Source organism: Nocardioides faecalis (genome assembly GCF_018388425.1).
GTDB lineage: Bacteria > Actinomycetota > Actinomycetes > Propionibacteriales > Nocardioidaceae > Nocardioides > Nocardioides faecalis.
Window position 1 is genome coordinate 1,008,528 of sequence record NZ_CP074406.1, and the last position, 14,330, is coordinate 1,022,857.

Here is a 14,330-nt window from a genome sequence, read left to right on the forward strand (position 1 = left end):
GAAGGTCCAATCTGGCTCAGGCTGGAGGCATGTCGATCGCCGTTCCCTCCGCCGCGCCCGCGGCTCGCGTCCAGCTCGTCGACCTGGGCCCACTGGCTCAGCTGCGCGCCGGCCGGTTGCCGCGGCGGCTGGTCCAGCTCGCCGTCGGGCTGGTGGCGTACGGCGTCAGCCTGGCGATGATGGTCGCCGGCGGCATCGGCCTGGCGCCGTGGGACGTGCTGCACTCCGGCTTCGTCGAGCACGTCCCGATGACGCTGGGCCAGGCGGTCGTGCTGTTCAGCTTCGTGGTGCTGCTCGCGTGGATCCCGCTGCGGGAGAAGCCGGGCGTGGCCACCGTCGCCAACGCGGTCGTGGTCGGCCTCTCTGCCGACGCCGCGCTCGCGGTGCTGCCCACCCCCGACGCGCTGGCCTGGCGGGTCGCGCTGATGGTCGGCGGCGTGGTGCTCTGCGGCCTGGCCACCGCGCTCTACATCGGCGCGCAGCTCGGCCGCGGCCCCCGCGACGGCCTGATGACCGGGCTGCACCGGCGCACGGGGATCTCGCTGCGCGCGGTGCGCACCGCGATCGAGGTCTCCGTGGTGCTGATCGGCCTCGTCCTCGGCGGCGTGGCGGGGGTGGGCACCGTGATCTACGCGCTGGCGATCGGCCCGCTCGCGCAGTGGATGCTGCCCTGGTTCCTGGTGGACCTGGCGCCGCGACGCTGATCACTCCTCGAACAGCTCGGCGGCCGGGGTGTGGGCCCTGCCACGAATGGATAGTCTCGGCCCCATGAGCACCGACGGTTCCCAGGCCGCTGCCCCTGAGCCCAGCCCCCTCGCCCCGCCGGAGCCGGTCATCACGCTGACCGCCCCGGAGGCGCCGGCCCCGGTCGTGGAGACGCAGGCGCCGAAGATGGCGCCCGCCGTCGACGCCGAGAAGGTTCCCGAGCTGGACGCGAAGGTGGACAACTTCCTGACCGCGCTGACCAGCACCAAGGCGGGCAGCCCGGAGTTCTCCGCGCAGGCCGAGAACGTGCGCACCATGGGTGACGCGGACATCCGCAAGGCCGCGGAGACCTCCAACCGGATGCTCGACAAGCCGGTCACCGCCCTCAAGGAGGGTGGGCTCGCGCAGGGCTCGAACGTCGGCCGCACGCTGCTGGAGCTGCGCCGCACCGTCGAGGACCTCGACCCCGGCCAGGCCACCGGGGCGAAGAAGTGGTGGAACAAGCTGCCCTTCAACGACAAGCTCGAGGACTACTTCCGCAAGTACCAGTCGGCGCAGAGCCAGCTCAACGGCATCCTGCACTCGCTGCGCAGCGGCCAGGACGAGCTGCAGCGTGACAACGTCGCGCTCAACCTGGAGAAGAGCAACCTGTGGGCCGTGATGGGCCGGCTCAACCAGTACATCTACGTCGCCGAGCGGCTCGACGCGAAGCTGTCGGCGAAGATCTCCGAGATCGAGCTCAGCGACCCCGAGGGGGCGAAGGCGCTGAGCCAGGACGTGCTGTTCTACGTCCGGCAGAAGCACCAGGACCTGCTCACCCAGCTCGCGGTGTCGATCCAGGCCTACCTGGCGATCGACATCATCATCAAGAACAACATCGAGCTCATCAAGGGCGTCGACCGTGCCTCCACCACGACCATCTCCGCGCTGCGCACCGCGGTCATCGTGGCCCAGGCGCTGAGCAACCAGAAGCTGGTCCTCGACCAGATCACGGCGCTCAACACCACCACGTCGTCGATGATCCAGCGCACCTCGGAGATGCTGAAGGAGAACTCCGCGGCGATCCAGGAGCAGGCCGCCTCCTCCACCATCGGGCTGGAGCAGCTGCAGGCCGCGTTCGCCAACATCTACGCCACGATGGACTCGATCGACGAGTTCAAGCTCAAGGCGCTGGACAACATGTCCACCACCATCGGCGTGCTGGAGAACGAGGTCACCAAGTCCAAGGCCTACCTGGACCGGGTGCAGCAGCACGACGCGCGCAACGCCGCCGGCACGCTCGACATCTGAGTGCCGCGACGGATGAGCAGCGACAGGACGAGGCACGGGTGGGACTGAGGTCGTGGTGGCGCAGCCGAGGGCGTGCCGAGGAGCCTGAGTACGTCGTACCGCCGGCGCCGACGGAGCAGGACATCCTCGTCGCGCTGAACCAGGTGAACGCGATGCTCACCGCCAACAACGCACCCCCGGTGGTGACGTCGCGGGTGGTGCGGATCGCGCGCACCATCCACCAGACGCTGCCGCGGCTCAGCCAGCTCGGGCTGGGCAGCCAGGAGAGCTACTCGGTGGTGGCCACGGCCACCGACTACCTGCCCGAGGCGCTCAAGTCCTACCTGCGGCTGCCGCGTGAGTGGGCCGACAGCCGTCCGATCGACGGGAGCAAGACGGCCCTGCTGATCCTCGTCGAGCAGCTGGAGCTGCTGGCCGCGACGATGGACCAGATCGCTGATGCCGCCAACCGTGCCGACGCCCAGGCACTGGTCGCCCACGGCCGGTTCCTCGAGGCGAAGTTCGGCCACTCCTCCGCGGGTGGCCCCGACCTGAACCTGGGAGCGCCATGACCGCGTCCGCCTCCGACCTGGCCTCGGCGCTGGACGCCCTCGTGGCCGTCGCCCGCGCCGCGGGTCTCGAGGAGTCCCTGGCCCGTGCGGAGGGCGAGGCGGTCGCCGCGACCGTCTCCGAGCGCTCCCGCGGTGCCTTCGTCGACTGGTGTGCGCAGACCGGTCGGGAGCGCTCCGCGGAGGAGCACGCGCTCGCCGCCAAGCGCGGCAACCGCTTCCGGGCCGGCCCCACGCCGCTGATGAACCAGCTGCTGCTGGAGCGCTCCACCCACGCCGCCGACTACGCCGGAGCACTGGCCGACGTGGCGCTGGCCGGCAGCGGCCTCGGCGAGGGTGGGCCGGCGGCCGTCGGCGCCGCCACCACGGTCACCACCGCCCAGCTCGGCGGCGGCGCGCCGACCCTGCCCGCCCAGGGCCGCGGCGCCTTCGACCTGCCGGAACGACAGCCGGTGCCGGGCGTGGCCGACAGCGCGCTGGAGCAGGTCCGCCGGGTCGGCGAGCAGGTACGGCGCCAGCTCGGCCACATGGGCCAGCAGCCGGGACAGCCAGATCAGCCGGGTCAGCCGGGTCAGCCGGGTCAGCAGAACGGCCTGGACGCCGGTCCGTTCGACCCGTCCGCCGTCCCGGACGCCCCCGTGCCCACCGACTCCGTGCCCACCGACTCCGCGCCCGGGGCACCGGCCGGTCCGCCGACGGGCACCGCGCAGTCGCAGGCCGCCGAGCCGCCGGTGAGCGAGGCGGAGCCGGAGGCACCCCAGGAGCCGGCGAAGAGCGTCGAGGAGCTGCTCGCCGAGCTCGACGCGCTCATCGGGCTCAAGACCGTCAAGGCCGAGATCCACCGCCAGGCCGCGGTGCTGCGGGTCGAGGGGCTGCGCAAGAAGGCCGGCCTGGAGACGCCGACCATCACCCGGCACCTCGTCTTCAACGGCAACCCCGGCACCGGCAAGACGACGGTGGCCCGCCTGGTCGCCGGCATCTACCGCGCCCTCGGCCTGCTCTCGAAGGGCCAGCTGGTCGAGGTGGACCGCTCCGAGCTCGTCGCCGGCTACCTCGGCCAGACCGCCGCGAAGACCGCGGAGGTGGTGGCGTCGGCGGCCGGCGGTGTGCTGTTCATCGACGAGGCGTACTCGCTCTCCGGTGACCAGTACGGCAAGGAGGCCATCGACACCCTGGTCAAGGAGATGGAGGACCGCCGCGACGACCTGGTGGTCATCGTCGCCGGCTACCCGGTGCCGATGATGGTCTTCATCTCGGAGAACCCGGGCCTGGAGAGCCGCTTCCGCACCACCATCGACTTCACCGACTACACCGACGACGAGCTCGTCGCGATCTTCTCCTCGATGGCGGTCGGTGCCGACTACGACGCCGGCGAGGACGTGCTCGCCCGGCTGCGCGAGATCCTCGCCGCGACCGAGCGCGGTCCGTCCTTCGGCAACGCCCGGTTCGTGCGCAACCTGCTCGAGGCGGCCATCGGGCACCACGCGTGGCGGCTGCGGGAGGTGGCCGAGCCCACCCTGGAGCAGCTGCGCACCCTGGAGGCCGCCGACCTCGTCGCGGACCCCAACGAGGACCCCGACGCCCCCGACGCGCCCGGTGAGCCCGGTGAGCCCGGTGAGACCGGAGAGCTGGTCGCACCGGCCGACCCGCTGCCCGCCGACACCGTCGAGCCGTTCGAGGCACCGACTGAGGACCCGCCCGAGGACCAGCCCGAGGACCAGCCCGAGGACCAGCCCGAGGACGAGACCCAGCCCGAGAGCACGGAGGAACCGTGAGCCAGACCGCCAAGCCGCAGGTGGTGCCCGCTCCCGGCGGCGTCCCCGCCGCGGCGCAGCCGGGGACGCAGCCCGGGGCCTCGACCTCGATGCAGGCCGCGCCGGGTGCGCAGCCGGGCCAGGGGCAGGTCGCGCCGTACGTCGACACCCCGGGCCTGCTCAACCGCTGGCAGCTGATCGGGATGAGCACCGCGATCGTCTTCGGGCTGCTCAGCGCCCTGCTCCAGTTCAGCGGCTGGCAGGCCGACGGCCGTGCCGCCGACGACACCGAGCAGCTGGTCCGGGTGCAGGAGATCCAGTCCTCGCTGCTGCGCGCCGACGCGCTGGCGACGAACACGTTCCTGGCCGGCGGCCTGGAGGACCCCGCCCAGCGCGCCGAGTACGACGACGCGATCGAGAGCGTGCTGCGCCTGGTCGTGGCGGCGGCCGAGGCCCAGCCCGCCGACGGCAACGCGCTGGCCGCGCTCAACGTCGAGGTCGACCGGTACACCACCGGGGTCGCGCAGGCCCGCGACTACAACCGGCAGCGCTACCCGTTGGGTGCGGAGTACCTCTCCGGTGCCAGCACGGCGCTGCGGGCCGACGCCCTGCCGATCCTGGCCGAGCTCGTCGAGGCCAACACCGAGCGGGCCGAGGACGCGATGGGCGGGCAGCACCCGGTCTTCCTGCTGCTCCTCGGGCTGACCGTGGCGGGAGTGCTGGTGTGGCTGAACTCCCGGCTCGCCCGGCACTTCCGGCGCCGGATCAACAAGGGCGTGGCCGTGGCCGTGCTGGTCGTGGCGGTGGTGACCGCGCTGAGCGTGATCGGCGCCGGAGTCCGCGACACCGCCAACGACAGCCTGCGTGAGGACGAGTTCGCGGCCGCCGTGTCCGAGGCGACGGCCCGCACCGCCGCGAACGACGCGAAGGCCAACGAGAGCCTGCGGCTGATCAAGCGCGGCTCGGGCGCGACGTTCGAGGAGGCCTGGCAGGCCTCCTCGAAGGCGGTCACCGACTCCGGCACCTCCCACGAGGTCCAGTGGAACGCCTACGTCGCCGACCACGACAAGATCGTCGGGCTCGACGAGAGCGGCCGGTGGGAGGAGGCGGTCGAGCTCGCGATCTCCCCGAAGGGCTCCACCGCCACCCTGGACGCCTTCGACAGCGCCGCGGCGAAGTCCGTGACCAGCAACAGCGACACCGCGATCGAGGAGCTTCGCAGCGGCCGGGCCCTCGCCCTGTTGTTCAGCGTGCTCACGCTGCTCCTGGGGGTCGCCGCCGCCGTGGCGGTGGCCCGAGGGATCGGCGAGCGACGGAAGGAGTTCGCATGACCCGCGCACGTCAGCGCCGCGGCAGCGGGGCCCGGCTCGGGGTGCTGCTCAGCGGTGTCCTCGCCCTGGGCACCCTCGCCTCCTGCGGGTACGACGACACCCCGCTGCCGGACAAGCCGGAGGCCGCCTCATCCTCGGCACCGCCGGCGTCGCAGGTGGAGTGCGACGACCCGACGAAGTCGTTCGCCCCCAGCGACGACGCCGTCGCGGCCCGCGCCCAGCTGGGCGACCGCGGCCGTCTGGTCGTCGGCGTCTCCGGCGACACCTACCAGCTCGGCTTCACCGACCCCGCCGACAGTCGGCTCAAGGGCTTCGACATCGACGTCGCCCGCGAGGTCGCCGACGCGCTCGGGGTGAGCCTGCAGCTGCGGGTGATCTCCGCCGGCGAGCGGATCGGCCTGCTGGAGAGCGGCGAGATCGACATGGTCGCGCGCAACATGACGATGAACTGCGCCCGGTGGCAGGAGGTCTCGTTCTCCACGGTCTACTACAACGCCACGCAGAAGGTGCTGGTGCGCAGCGACGCGGCGACGTCGTACGCGGGTCCGCAGAGCCTGGCGGGCAAGAAGGTCTGCGCCCCTGCCGGCACGACGAGCATCGCCAACATCGCCGACATCGAGCCCGAGGTGAAGCCGGTGCCGGCCAACAACCACACCGGTTGCCTGATCAAGTTCCAGCGCGGCGAGGTGGACGCGATCACCGGCGACGACACGGTGCTCGCCGGCCTCGTCGCCCAGGACCCCTACGCGGTCGTGCCGGAGCAGAAGAAGCTGACCGATGAGCCCTACGGCCTGGCCGTGGCCCGCGAGAACCGGGCCCTGGCGGCGTTCATCAACAACGTGCTCGACCGGATGCGCGGCGACGGCACCTGGCGGCGCCTGTACGGGACCTGGCTCAAGCCCTACCTGAAGGTCGACGCCGCACCGCCCAAGCCGGTCTACGGCCGTTGATCGGGGAGCGACCCACCACCATGCCCCACACGAACCCGCAGAGCATCACCGCGCCGAGCGGCCCCGGCAAGCTGGGCGACGCCCTCGACCCGGCCGCGATCCAGCGCTACCTCGGCGACCTCGACGACTGGCTGCGTGGTCGGCGCAGCGAGCTCGACCAGCTCGACCAGGCGGCGCTGGCCGCCGGCCGCGGCGGCGAGCTGGCCGGCGACATGTCGCTGGCGCTGGCGCTGTGGAAGGCCACCGCCGACCGCTACCAGCTGGTCCTCGCGGCGTGGGACGGCGGCCGGGTGCTGGCCCAGGACCGCGAGCGCATCTCCGGGCTGATCTGGGGGCGCCTCGACGGCGCCACCGAGCTGCCCGGCGGCCTGGCGGTCTCGCTGCCCGAGGCCGGACGGCTGTGCGACGCGCTCACCGGCCAGCTGCGCAACCGCCTCGCGCTGGTGCCCGGCGCCGACCGCTCCGCGGCGCGGATCCGGGACCTGCGCGCCCAGCTGGAGCGGATCCGGGACCAGATCGCCCTGGAGCCGGCCACTTTCCGCGACGCCTCCGTGCAGACCCTGGCCGGGCTGCTGGCACGCCTGGGCGACCTCACCGACCGCGCCGAGCGCGGTGCCGACGTCGGCGGCCTGCTCGGCCCGCTGGAGTCGGAGGCGGCCACCTTCGAGCGCGACCTGATCGTGGGCAACGCCCGGCGCCGCGACGCCCGTGACCAGATCCTCTCCGCGCGCGAGCTGCGGGCGGACCTGGAGGCCCGGGAGGCGGCGCTGGCCAAGCTGGCCGCGACCTGCGTGGCCACCGTCGACCCCGCGCCGCGCTACGCCGTGCCCGACGTCGACCTGCTCGGCCCGGTGCCGGTGACCCCCGACGAGATCGGCGGCTACCTGCAGCGGCTGGACCGGGTCGCCCAAGCCATGGAGCACGCCCAGCACGCCTACTCCGACGCGCTCGCCGAGCACACCGAGCTCGTCGGCCTGCTCGACGCCTACGTCGCCAAGGCGAGCGCCACCGGCGTCGCCGGCAACCCCGACCTGCGCGCCAGCGAGGAGGCCGCGCGCGCGGTGCTCGCGCGTCGGCCGTGCCCGCTGTCGGTCGCCCGGCAGATGGTGACCACGTACCAGACCTGGCTCGCGAAGGAGACCGCGCGATGAAATGCACCCAACCGGGTTGCACCGGCACCATCCTCGACGGCTACTGCGACATCTGCGGCATGCCCGGTGCCGCACCCGCGGGCACTGCCGCGGCGGGTGCCTCGGCCGTCGCCGCCGACGTCGTCCCCGGCGCGGGCACCGGCACCCTGCGCACCCCGGCGCGCGCCGACGGCGCAGGCTGCGCCAAGCCGGGCTGCACCGGCACGATCCTCGACGGCTACTGCGACGTGTGCGGTGCGCCCGCGGTGCCCGGCGCCCGGGTCGCCGAGGTCGCCGCGCTGCAGGAGACCCAGCCGCTGTCGGGACGTGACGGCACCGCCGCCACCTCCGCCAGCCGGGTGCAGTCCGCGGCGATCGGCTCCAGGCGTGCCGGCGCCACCGGCAGCCTCGCCACCCGACGCACCCGCACCGGCTCGCAGCGGATGCGCACCGCACGACTCGGGGCCGGCCTGACCGTCGTACCGCCGGCGCCGCCGGTGGACGCCGCGGCCGCGATCATGGCGAACCCGCAGGTGCCCGAGGAGAAGCGGAACTGCTCCAAGTGCGGCAACGCGGTCGGCCGCAGCATCGACGGCCTGCCCGGGCGCAGCGAGGGGTTCTGCCCCAACTGCGGGCAGCGGTTCTCCTTCACCCCCAAGCTGCAGCCCGGCGACCTGGTCGCCGGGCAGTACGAGGTGGCCGGCGCCCTCGCGCACGGCGGGCTCGGGTGGATCTACCTGGCCCGCGACCGCAACGTCTCCAACCGCTGGGTCGTGCTCAAGGGCCTGCTGAACTCCGGTGACCCCGACGCCCTGGCCGCCGCGATCGCCGAGCAGCAGTTCCTCGCGCAGGTCGAGCACCCGCTGATCGTGGAGATCTACAACTTCGTCACCCACGAGGGTGCCGGCTACATCGTCATGGAGTACGTCGGCGGCAAGTCGCTCAAGCAGATCCTCAAGCAGCGGATGGCCGCCAACAACGGCGCCTACGACCCGCTGCCGGTGGACCAGGCGCTCGCCTACATCCTCGAGCTGCTGCCGGCCTTCCAGTACCTGCACGACCTCGGGCTGGTCTACTGCGACTTCAAGCCCGACAACATGATCCAGGTCGGTGACGCGATGAAGCTGATCGACCTCGGCGGCGTGCGTCGCATCGACGACCACGACTCCGCCATCTACGGCACCGTCGGCTACCAGGCGCCCGAGGTCGCCGAGGTCGGCCCGTCGGTGGCCTCCGACATCTACACGATCGGGCGCACCCTGGTCGTGCTGACCATGGAGTTCCGCGGCTACCAGGGCACCTACCTGCACTCGCTGCCGCCGGTGGAGTCGACTCCGCTGTTCCAGACCTACGACTCGCTCTACCACCTGCTGGCCAAGTGCTGTGCCCCCGACCCGGCCGACCGGTTCGCCTCCGTCGACGAGCTGCGCAGCCAGGTGCTGGGAGTGCTGCGCGAGGTGGTCGCCCGCAAGCGCAAGGGCACGGCGACGACGTCGGCGGCCTCGGTGCTGTTCACCGCGCCCGCCACCGCCCGCGCGATCGGCGGATGGGACCAGCTGCCGCGGCTGCGCGAGGACAGCACCGACCCGCAGGCCGCCTGGCTCTCGACCATCGGCTCCGAGGACCCCGCGCAGCGGCTCAGCGACCTGCAGCGCGCCCCGGAGGACAGCGCCGAGGTGTGGCTGGCCCGCGCCCGCGCCGCCCTCGAGCTCGGCGACCCGGTCACCGCCAAGGCCCACGCCCAGGCGCTGCTGGCCGACGACCCGTGGGAGTGGCGGGCCCTGTGGGTCGAGGGTCTCGCCGCGGTCCAGGCGGGCGACTGGGACACCGCCCAGGCCGCGTTCAACGCCGTCTACCAGCAGGTGCCCGGCGAGCTCGCCCCCAAGCTGGCGCTGGCGTTCGCCTGCGAGCGCGGCGGCCTGCCCGAGGTCTCCGAGGGTCTCTACGCGGTGTGCCTGGCCACCGACGCCGCCTACGTGTCACCGGCGGCTTTCGGCGTCGCCCGGGTGCGTGCCGAGCGCGGCGACGTCACCGGCGCGGTCGCCGCCCTCGACCAGGTGCCGACCACCAGCCGCGGCTACACCGAGAGCCGGCAGCTGCGCGCGGAGGTGCTGCTCTCCGGCGGCACCCCCGACCTCGCCCTGCTCGACCAGGCGATGCGCACCGCCGAGTCCTCCAGCCTCGACGACCGCGCCCGGCACCGGCTCGTGGTGCGGATCCTCGCCGAGGCGCTGCGGCTGCTGCCCGGCACCCAGGTCCCCCCGGGGGCCACCATCGGCTCGGTGCGTGCCACCGAGACCGACGTCCGCGACGGGCTGGAGAGCGCGCTGCGTGCCCTGGCCCGTGACAGCATCGACCTGCAGGAGCGGGTGGCCCTGGTCAACCAGGCCAACTCGGTCCGGAACTGGAGCCTGACGTGAGCTGTCCCCCCTGCCCGTCCTGCGGTGCCGTCGTGGCCGCGGAAGCGCGCTTCTGCGAGAGCTGCGGCGCGGCGCTGGGAGTCACCGGCGCCGTACCGGCGACGCCGCAGGCGCACGTGACGGTGCCCAGCACGCCGTACGACGCCGGTTGGGGCGCCGAACCGGTCGGGGACGCACCGATCAGCGCACCGACCCGCCGGCCGGCCGCCTCCCTGCCCGACCCGCCGGAGGCGGGCCGGCGCCCGTGCGCGGAGTGCGGGGGAGAGGTGGGCCCGGACCGGTACTGCACCGAGTGCGGCACCAAGGCGCCCACCGAGCGCGACCACTTCGTCGAGCAGCCCGCCTCCTGGGTCGCCGGCGTGTGCGACAGGGCGCTGCGCAAGAACCGCAACGAGGACGCCATGGCCCTGCTCGCCGGCGAGGAGCCCGGCTCGCGGGCCGTGCTGGTGGTGCTGGACGGCGTCTCCAACTCCATCGACTCCGACGTCGCCTCCCTGGCCGGCGCGCGGGCCGCACGCGAGGTGCTGCGGATGCCGCTGCCCGTCGGGATGGCCACGCCCGGCAGCCGCGAGGCCGCGGTCCGCAAGGTGCTCACCGACGCCGCGGCCGCCGCCAACACCGCGATCGTCGCGGTCACCGACCCGGACTCGCCGAACCCGGCCTCGGCGACCTTCACCGTCGCGGTGCTGGAGGGGGTCCGGATCAGCTGGGGCAACATCGGCGACTCCCGGTGCTACTGGCTGCCCGACGCCGGCGAGCCGCTGCAGCTGACCGTCGACGACTCCCTGGCCCAGCTGCAGATGGCGAGCGGGGTTCCCCGCGAGGTCGCCGAGGCCGGGCCGCAGGCGCACGCCATCACCAAGTGGCTGGGCCGCGACTCCGAGGACCCCACCCCCACCGTGGGGTCGCTGGAGGTGGACGAGTCGGGCTGGCTGCTCGCCTGCTCCGACGGGCTGTGGAACTACGCCTCCACCCCGCAGGCGCTGCGCGAGCAGGTGCACGCCGCGGGCACCACCGACCCGGCCGCCCTCGCCCACGCCCTGGTGAGGTTCGCCAACGACTGCGGTGGGCAGGACAACATCACCGTCGCCCTCGCCCGGGTGGAGGTCAGCTCCGCGCCGCTGGGCACCGGCGGCGAGCAGGACCTCGGGCAGGATGCAGGCCCGGCCCCCGAGACCGCGATCCCCGAGACCACCACCGAGACCGCGCCCGCGGGCGCAGCAGGAGGAGAGCCGAGCGATGGCTGAGTTCAGCGCCGCCGTCTACCAGAACGAGTTCCTCGCCGACGGGGCGACCGACGTCAACGCGATCGTCACGATCACGTGCCGCGGCGCCGGCACCGCGGGGCGCTCGGGATCGGGCGCGGCGGGCGAGATCATCATCGTCGACACCTCCGGCTCGATGGGCCCGGCCACGATGGCCGCCGCCAAGGACGCCGCGCAGGCCGCGCTCGCCGAGATCGTCGACGGCACCTGGTTCGCCGTGGTGGCCGGCGCCGACCGCGCGATGCTGGCCTACCCGCAGGTCTCCTCGGGCCCCGGCATGGTCCGGATGGACGCCCGCGCCCGCACCGAGGCGGCCACCGCGATCAGCCGCTTCGTCGGCTCCGGCGGTACGGCGATCAGCACCTGGCTCGACCTCGCCGGCCAGCTCTTCGCCTCCGTGCCCGAGGTCACCCAGCGTCACGTGCTGCTGCTGACCGACGGGGAGAACCGGGAGCGTCCGGGCCGCCTCGACGATGCGATCAACCGGGCCACCGGCTACTACCAGGCCGACTGCCGCGGCGCCGGCACGGACTGGCAGGTCGCCGAGATCCGCCGCATCGCCCAGGCGCTGCTCGGCACCGTCGACATCATTCCCTCCCCCCAGCAGATGCGCGCGCAGTTCCAGGAGATCATGCGCAAGGCGATGTCGCGCGGCGTCGCCGACGCCTCGCTGCGGGTGTGGACGCCGCAGGGCGCGCAGGTGCTGTTCGTGCGGCAGGTCTCGCCCAGCGTCGAGGACCTCACCCACCGTCGTACCCCGGTCAACGCGCTCACCGGGGACTACCCGACGGGTGCGTGGGCAGATGAGTCCCGCGACTACCACGTCGCCGTCCGGGTCCCGGCGAAGGCCGTCGGCCAGGAGCAGCTCGCCGCCCGGGTGCAGCTGGCGATCGGCTCCGACGTGGTCACCCAGGGCCTGGTGAAGGCCACCTGGTCGTCGAACTCCGAGCTCACCACCCGCATCGACCAGCAGGTCGCCCACTACACCGGCCAGACCGAGCTCGCCGCGGCGATCCAGGACGGCCTGGCCGCCAAGGCCGCCGGCGACGAGGCCACCGCCACCACCAAGCTGGGCCGCGCGGTGCAGCTGGCCGCGGAGACCGGCAACGACGAGGCCACCAGCAAGCTGCGCAAGGTCGTCGACATCGACAACGAGGCCACCGGCACCATCCGGCTCAAGCGCACCGTCGACAAGGCCGACGAGATGGCGCTCGACACCGCCTCCACGAAGACCACCCGGATCCGCAAGGAGCCTTCATGAGCATCTGCCCGTCAGGGCACACCTCCCAGGCCGAGGACTACTGCGACACCTGCGGCCTGCCCATCCCGCCCGGCGGTGCTCCCGCCGGCGGTGCTCCCGCCGCGGCCGGCCCGGACGAGGCGGCCTCCGGGGCGCCCTCGGGACCGTCCGCGGGCTCGGCTGCAGGCGCGTCGTCAGGTGCGTCGGCAGGTGATGCGGCAGGCTCGCCGGCGGACGCCGCCACCTGCCCGAACTGCGACGCCGTCAACCCGCCGAACGCACTGTTCTGCGAAGCCTGTGGCTACGACTTCACCACGGGCTCGATGCCGCGCCCGGTCACGCCGTCGATCCTCGACCTCGACGCGCTCCTGTCCGGCGCGACGCCGCCCGCCCCGGCGGACACCGGCAGCTCCCCGGCTCCGTCGGCTCCCTCGGCTCCGTCCGCTCCGGTCGCGTCGCCGAGCGTGGCGCCGCCGCTCACCGAGGCCTGGGTGGCCGAGGTCTGGATCGATCCCGACTGGTACGCCGAGGCGGAGTCCGACGACCCCCTGCCCTCGGCCGGAGTGCCCACGGTGGTGGCGCTGCGCAGCACCTCGATCCTCGTCGGCCGCGCCTCGCGCAGCCGCGGGATCTCACCCGACATCGACCTGTCCAACGACAACGGGATCAGCCGCCGGCACTGTCAGCTCACCACCGACGGCCGACGCTGGTGGGTGGAGGACCTCGGCTCCTCCAACGGCACCTACCTCGGCACCACCCTCGGCTCGCTGCCGAGCACCCCGGTGCCGGCGGGGGAGAAGCGCGAGCTCGGCCCCGACGCCCGGCTCTACCTGGGTGCGTGGACGCGGATCGTGATCCGCCGGGCACAGCCCGGCGAGGTCTGAGCCAGCGAGGTCTGAGCCAGCGAGGTCTGGGGGTAGCTCAGTGGCGGGTGGCGATCAGCGCGGAGGCGTCGGTCGCCACCAGCACCTCGACGGTGGTGAACCGCTCGTCGGTCAGCCACTCCTCGCGCAGGATGTCGACCCGACCGCCGGTGATCGGCGGCCACATCTCGCACGGCACGAAGTCGTCGAGGACCACGATGCCGCCCGGCTCGATCAGGTCGGCGATCTGGTCCACCCGCACCGCGTCCGGGTCGCCGGAGTCCAGGAACAGCAGCGAGAACGGGCCCTTGTCCTTCAGCGTCGACCAGTCCGCGGCCAGCACGTCGACGAGCGGGTCGGCGACGAAGATCTCGGTCGCCGCAGCCGCCAGCTTCGGGTTCAGCTCCGCCGTCACGATCCGCGCCTTGTCGTTGCGCACACCTGAGCGCAACCAGGCCGTGCCGACACCGCAGCCGGTGCCGAACTCCGCCATCGTGCCCTCGCGGGTGGCGGCCAGGGTGGCGAGCAGCCGCCCCGTCTCGTTGCGGCAGAAGGCGACGTAGCCGGCGCGACGGCACACGTCGAACGCGCGGCTGACCACGTCGGGCAGGTCGGGGGGCGCGCTCATGTCTCGAGTGTCCCACCCGGGCGCGAGCGGCTCGTTCGACGCATCTCGGATGCCGGGCACGTCGTACGACGTCCACGGCTCGCGGCGCGTCCACGCGTCGGCGCGCCCCGCGCGCCCCACGCAGACAAGCCCCGAGGATTGTGGTTATGCTGCTCACATCATGCGGAACGCTCTTCTCGTAATCGTGCGCCGCGGCGGGGCCTGAG

The 14,330-nt window shown here is 73.3% G+C and carries 12 protein-coding genes; 11 read left to right on the plus strand and 1 reads right to left on the minus strand.

From position 1 onward, the window contains the following. Positions 1-29 precede the first annotated feature (29 nt). The 11 genes from yczE to KG111_RS04670 all read left to right on the plus strand — a co-directional run bounded on the left by yczE (position 30) and on the right by KG111_RS04670 (position 13,517). Complete coding sequence (gene yczE, locus KG111_RS04620; RefSeq protein WP_205290546.1) at positions 30-704, plus strand: membrane protein YczE; 675 nt, start codon at positions 30-32, stop codon at positions 702-704. 64 nt (positions 705-768) lie between these two features. Continuing rightward, complete coding sequence (locus tag KG111_RS04625) at positions 769-1,995, plus strand: toxic anion resistance protein (protein WP_205290545.1); 1,227 nt, start codon at positions 769-771, stop codon at positions 1,993-1,995. 38 nt (positions 1,996-2,033) lie between these two features. Continuing rightward, the gene (locus tag KG111_RS04630; RefSeq protein WP_205290544.1) at positions 2,034-2,546 is read left to right on the plus strand and encodes a hypothetical protein; all 513 of its coding nucleotides are present in this window, start codon (positions 2,034-2,036) and stop codon (positions 2,544-2,546) included. Further along, positions 2,543-4,318: an AAA family ATPase gene (locus KG111_RS04635; protein WP_240195439.1), complete on the plus strand. Its 1,776-nt coding sequence runs from the start codon at positions 2,543-2,545 to the stop codon at positions 4,316-4,318. The genes KG111_RS04630 and KG111_RS04635 overlap by 4 nt, the downstream gene beginning before the upstream one ends. Further along, a complete protein-coding gene (locus KG111_RS04640; protein ID WP_205290543.1) occupies positions 4,315-5,628 on the plus strand; it encodes a GlnX family signal transduction membrane protein in 1,314 nt (437 codons plus the stop codon). The genes KG111_RS04635 and KG111_RS04640 overlap by 4 nt, the downstream gene beginning before the upstream one ends. Continuing rightward, complete coding sequence (locus tag KG111_RS04645) at positions 5,625-6,578, plus strand: glutamate ABC transporter substrate-binding protein (protein ID WP_205290542.1); 954 nt, start codon at positions 5,625-5,627, stop codon at positions 6,576-6,578. Before KG111_RS04640 ends, KG111_RS04645 begins: the two co-directional genes overlap by 4 nt. Positions 6,579-6,598: 20 nt before the next feature. Then, on the plus strand, positions 6,599-7,729 hold the full coding sequence (locus tag KG111_RS04650) for a hypothetical protein (protein WP_205290541.1): 1,131 nt from the start codon (positions 6,599-6,601) through the stop codon (positions 7,727-7,729). Further along, entirely contained in the window at positions 7,726-10,128 is a 2,403-nt protein-coding gene (locus tag KG111_RS04655; protein ID WP_205290540.1) for a serine/threonine-protein kinase, read from the plus strand. The genes KG111_RS04650 and KG111_RS04655 overlap by 4 nt, the downstream gene beginning before the upstream one ends. Then, positions 10,125-11,375: a PP2C family protein-serine/threonine phosphatase gene (locus KG111_RS04660; protein ID WP_307855879.1), complete on the plus strand. Its 1,251-nt coding sequence runs from the start codon at positions 10,125-10,127 to the stop codon at positions 11,373-11,375. The genes KG111_RS04655 and KG111_RS04660 overlap by 4 nt, the downstream gene beginning before the upstream one ends. Continuing rightward, positions 11,368-12,654: a vWA domain-containing protein gene (locus KG111_RS04665; protein WP_205290539.1), complete on the plus strand. Its 1,287-nt coding sequence runs from the start codon at positions 11,368-11,370 to the stop codon at positions 12,652-12,654. The genes KG111_RS04660 and KG111_RS04665 overlap by 8 nt, the downstream gene beginning before the upstream one ends. Continuing rightward, positions 12,651-13,517 (plus strand): double zinc ribbon and FHA domain-containing protein, encoded by an 867-nt coding sequence (locus KG111_RS04670; RefSeq protein WP_205290538.1) that lies wholly within the window; start codon positions 12,651-12,653, stop codon positions 13,515-13,517. The genes KG111_RS04665 and KG111_RS04670 overlap by 4 nt, the downstream gene beginning before the upstream one ends. Positions 13,518-13,554: 37 nt before the next feature. Here the strand turns inward: KG111_RS04670 and KG111_RS04675 are convergent, their stop codons facing one another. Then, positions 13,555-14,124, minus strand: a complete 570-nt coding sequence (locus tag KG111_RS04675) for an O-methyltransferase (RefSeq protein WP_205290537.1) — start codon at positions 14,122-14,124, stop codon at positions 13,555-13,557. Positions 14,125-14,330 lie beyond the last annotated feature (206 nt).

What these genes read in the sequence shown, in the direction of transcription:
- KG111_RS04675 (WP_205290537.1), bottom strand. Translation starts at nt 14,124, where the DNA reads ATGAGCGCGCCCCCCGACCTGCCCGACGTGGTCAGCCGCGCGTTCGAC.
- KG111_RS04650 (WP_205290541.1), top strand. Translation starts at nt 6,599, where the DNA reads ATGCCCCACACGAACCCGCAGAGCATCACCGCGCCGAGCGGCCCCGGC.
- yczE (WP_205290546.1), top strand. Translation starts at nt 30, where the DNA reads ATGTCGATCGCCGTTCCCTCCGCCGCGCCCGCGGCTCGCGTCCAGCTC.
- KG111_RS04625 (WP_205290545.1), top strand. Translation starts at nt 769, where the DNA reads ATGAGCACCGACGGTTCCCAGGCCGCTGCCCCTGAGCCCAGCCCCCTC.
- KG111_RS04655 (WP_205290540.1), top strand. Translation starts at nt 7,726, where the DNA reads ATGAAATGCACCCAACCGGGTTGCACCGGCACCATCCTCGACGGCTAC.
- KG111_RS04635 (WP_240195439.1), top strand. Translation starts at nt 2,543, where the DNA reads ATGACCGCGTCCGCCTCCGACCTGGCCTCGGCGCTGGACGCCCTCGTG.
- KG111_RS04645 (WP_205290542.1), top strand. Translation starts at nt 5,625, where the DNA reads ATGACCCGCGCACGTCAGCGCCGCGGCAGCGGGGCCCGGCTCGGGGTG.
- KG111_RS04670 (WP_205290538.1), top strand. Translation starts at nt 12,651, where the DNA reads ATGAGCATCTGCCCGTCAGGGCACACCTCCCAGGCCGAGGACTACTGC.
- KG111_RS04665 (WP_205290539.1), top strand. Translation starts at nt 11,368, where the DNA reads ATGGCTGAGTTCAGCGCCGCCGTCTACCAGAACGAGTTCCTCGCCGAC.